The following is a 2,810-nucleotide window of genomic DNA, read 5'->3' on the forward strand; positions in this document are numbered from 1 at the left end:
GACCGAGATCGAGGCGCAAAGCCGTGCAGCCCTTCTGACCCATGGTGCTGGCGAAAAGCAGGCTGCAGAGGTCGCAAAGGCCGTCGCGCGCGCTGAAGCCTTGAAACGGGCCGGTGATGCACTTTGATTTCTCGACTTCTGCGGTGGCTTTGGGAAAGATCACGATGACAAAGGCTGCAGGCGAAAGCATCCCGCTTGGCTGGGCCGTTGACGAAAACGGCGCGCCGACGACAAACCCCGAGGCGGCGCTGACAGGTGCTTTGGTCAGTGCGGGCCGCTATAAAGGCTGGGGGCTTTGGCCTGATGGCGGAACTGCTGGCCGCAGGCATGACCGGATCGGTCAATTCGCTGGATGTGGCGGGGCTCAAGGTGGCGGAGGGAAAACCCCATGATCTGGGGCAGTTCTACATCCTGTTGGACCCCGGCACCTATCATGCAGGGTTCGGGGCCAGTTTCGCGCGTGTGGCAGAGGCTGTTGCGAAACAGGAAGGTGCGCGGATTTCCGGCGCTGACCGCACCATCATGAGCGAGGTCGATGTGCCTGACGACTTGTGGAAACTGGTGGGGCAGTTGGCCGGTTGACGCGGCAAACTGCGCGCTCAGAGAATTCTGTCATAGCCTGAATGACATTCCTTTGGTAGCCTATCCAAAACCGGCGGAGGCACAGCAGAATGCGTTATTTCATGATCATTGCGGCATTAGGCTTGGCGGCCTGTGTTGAAGAACCCATCGATGGGCGCACTGCCTATATGGAAAACTGTGCAAGCTGTCACGGCCCGAGCGGTAAAGGCGATGGGCCGTTGGCGCGCGGTCTTGCGACGGCGCCGCCGGATCTGACGATGATAGCGGCCCGCAATGGCGGTGTCTTCCCGACCGATCAGGTGATGAGCACGATTGACGGGCTTGACCGGGGGCAGCACTTCAGCGCGGCGATGCCGGAATTCGGTGCGGGCGATCTGGGCGAGACGGTGATCGTCGAAAACGAGGGGCTAGGCACGCCTGTGCCGATGAAATTGCTGGTGCTGACCGAATACCTGCAAAGTATCCAGCAGTAACCTGAACTGACATTCGCGTGACATCGGGCATTCGGGGCTTTCCGGACAGCATTCTTGCGGTAGGTCTTTGATCAAACACCGATTGAGAATGTTCTGATAATGCGACTTTTGCTTTCCGCCGTTTTTGCCACCTGCGCCGCCGTCAGCGCGAGTGCAGGGGAGGTCAGTTTCAATAATGGCTGGCAGGAACAGCGTTTGTCGCTCTTCAGCTCCAACGACTACACTTTCGGGGAAAACCTCGGGCTTGTTTCCGAAGGGTCGGTCTCGATCGCGTGGAGCCGTGTGGACCGTGAAGACTGGGCAACAAGCGGGGCATCGTGGAACTGGACTGTCGCACAATCGGTTCCCGCGACCGACCTTGGCCGGAAAGGCGGTGACGACCGCAATATTTCGCTTTATTTTGTATTTGTTCCGGAAAGCATTGCGCCCGATCTTGAGGGGGCAAATATCCGCAGCCTTCTGGGTAACGATGATGTGCGCATCATCCAATACGCGTGGGGCGGTAACCATGCGCGGGGCGAAGTGATCCCGTCGCCTTATGGGCCACAAGGGCAGGGTGTGACGATAGCCTTGCGGCAGGCGGGGACCGGATCTTTCAGTGAAAGCGTTGATCTGGAAGCAGATTATGCCCGTGCCTTTGGTGGCGAAAAGGGTGCGCTGGTGGGTTTGGCTGTTTCTGGCGACAGCGATGATACCGACAGCGTGATCCGTGCGGCGCTTGGAAACCTGATCCTGCGCTGAGGGCTTGATTTGCATCAACGCGCCTGATTTCCGGTCTCATTATCTTAAAGACGAGAGAGTGAAAGGGGACGTGATGCGACTAATTCCTTTGATAATGGTCTTGGGCCTTGCGACACCCGCAGCGGCACAGGACGCGGCGCAGGGCGAGGCTCTTTTCGGGTTCTATTGCGCTACCTGCCACGGCAATTCGGCACGCGGCAACGGGCCGATGTCGCCGTCCTTGGTGGTGGCACCTGCGGACCTGACAACCCTTGCTGCGCGCAACGAAGGGGTATTCCCGACGACCCGCGTAGTGATGCGGATCGACGGGCGCGATCCGCTGGTCAGTCATGGCAGCATGATGCCGGTTTACGGGGATTTCTTTGAGGGCTCGGATGTTGCCATCAAGGCCGAAACCGGCCAGCCGATCATGACCTCGCAGCCGATTGTGGACCTACTCGCCTACCTTGAGAGTATCCAGCAGGACTGAGGCGAATTGCGTCTCTGGCGTCGTTCCCGCGATCTCGAGGATCAGCTTGCGGCGCACGGCGTCTGTGAACTCGGGCCCTGATTGGGCGGGCATGACAAAGGCGTTCGGGCCACCGATGATATTGGCCTCGTAGGCGGCGGGGGGCGAATCCTTCGGCCCATGCAGCTCCAGCCGCCGCAGCTGACCGACGGCCCCCGCGGGGAGGCACGGTGTACGGACGCGACCCGGTTTCTCTCGACGGCGAGCGGCGACGTCTGCTATGTCGATCCGCCGTATGCCGGCCACCAGTACGGGAGCAACTACTTCATGCTCAACACGATCCTCCTCTGGGACAAGCCCGATGTCGATTCGAGCCGCGACTCCGACGGCATGCTGCTGAGCAAGGCGGGGATCAGACCGGACTGGGTGGCGACCCGTTCGGCCTTCTGCTCGCGACGAGATGCGGCCAAGGCGATGCGCACGCTCCTCGACTCGATAGACGCCCGGTACCTCGTTCTCAGCTACAGCACCGACGGCATCATCCCGCTCGAAGAGCTCGCCGAGAT

The 2,810-nt window shown here is 60.4% G+C and carries 5 protein-coding genes and 1 pseudogene; 5 read left to right on the forward strand and 1 reads right to left on the reverse strand.

All coding sequences use genetic code 11. The annotated features are described in order from the left end of the window. Window positions 1-107 precede the first annotated feature (107 nt). From R6T97_RS04960 to R6T97_RS04975, 4 genes and pseudogenes are all read left to right on the forward strand, one after another. Window positions 108-582 (forward strand): annotated as a pseudogene (locus R6T97_RS04960) (Ldh family oxidoreductase); the annotation flags it as partial. A gap of 89 nt (window positions 583-671) precedes the next feature. Next, window positions 672-1,055 carry a c-type cytochrome gene (locus R6T97_RS04965; protein WP_410348194.1) on the forward strand — a complete coding sequence of 128 codons (384 nt, stop codon included), beginning with the start codon at window positions 672-674 and terminating at the stop codon, window positions 1,053-1,055. A 99-nt stretch (window positions 1,056-1,154) separates the two neighbouring features. Further along, window positions 1,155-1,796 (forward strand): DUF3047 domain-containing protein, encoded by a 642-nt coding sequence (locus tag R6T97_RS04970; protein WP_410348195.1) that lies wholly within the window; start codon window positions 1,155-1,157, stop codon window positions 1,794-1,796. Between the two features lie 70 nt (window positions 1,797-1,866). Further along, window positions 1,867-2,265, forward strand: coding sequence for a c-type cytochrome (locus R6T97_RS04975; RefSeq protein WP_410348196.1), 399 nt, complete (start codon window positions 1,867-1,869; stop codon window positions 2,263-2,265). On the opposite strand, the gene R6T97_RS04980 is transcribed toward R6T97_RS04975, so the two are convergent. Beyond that, on the reverse strand, window positions 2,230-2,541 hold the full coding sequence (locus R6T97_RS04980; RefSeq protein ID WP_410348198.1) for a DUF1194 domain-containing protein: 312 nt from the start codon (window positions 2,539-2,541) through the stop codon (window positions 2,230-2,232). The genes R6T97_RS04975 and R6T97_RS04980 overlap by 36 nt on opposite strands. Here R6T97_RS04980 and R6T97_RS04985 point away from each other — a divergent pair. Beyond that, the coding region (locus R6T97_RS04985) for a DNA adenine methylase (protein ID WP_410348197.1) at window positions 2,425-2,810 on the forward strand (386 nt) is incomplete at its 3' end. The genes R6T97_RS04980 and R6T97_RS04985 overlap by 117 nt on opposite strands.

The sequence above is a fragment of the Yoonia sp. genome (genome assembly GCF_046498525.1).
In the GTDB taxonomy this organism is placed as follows: Bacteria; Pseudomonadota; Alphaproteobacteria; order Rhodobacterales; family Rhodobacteraceae; genus Yoonia.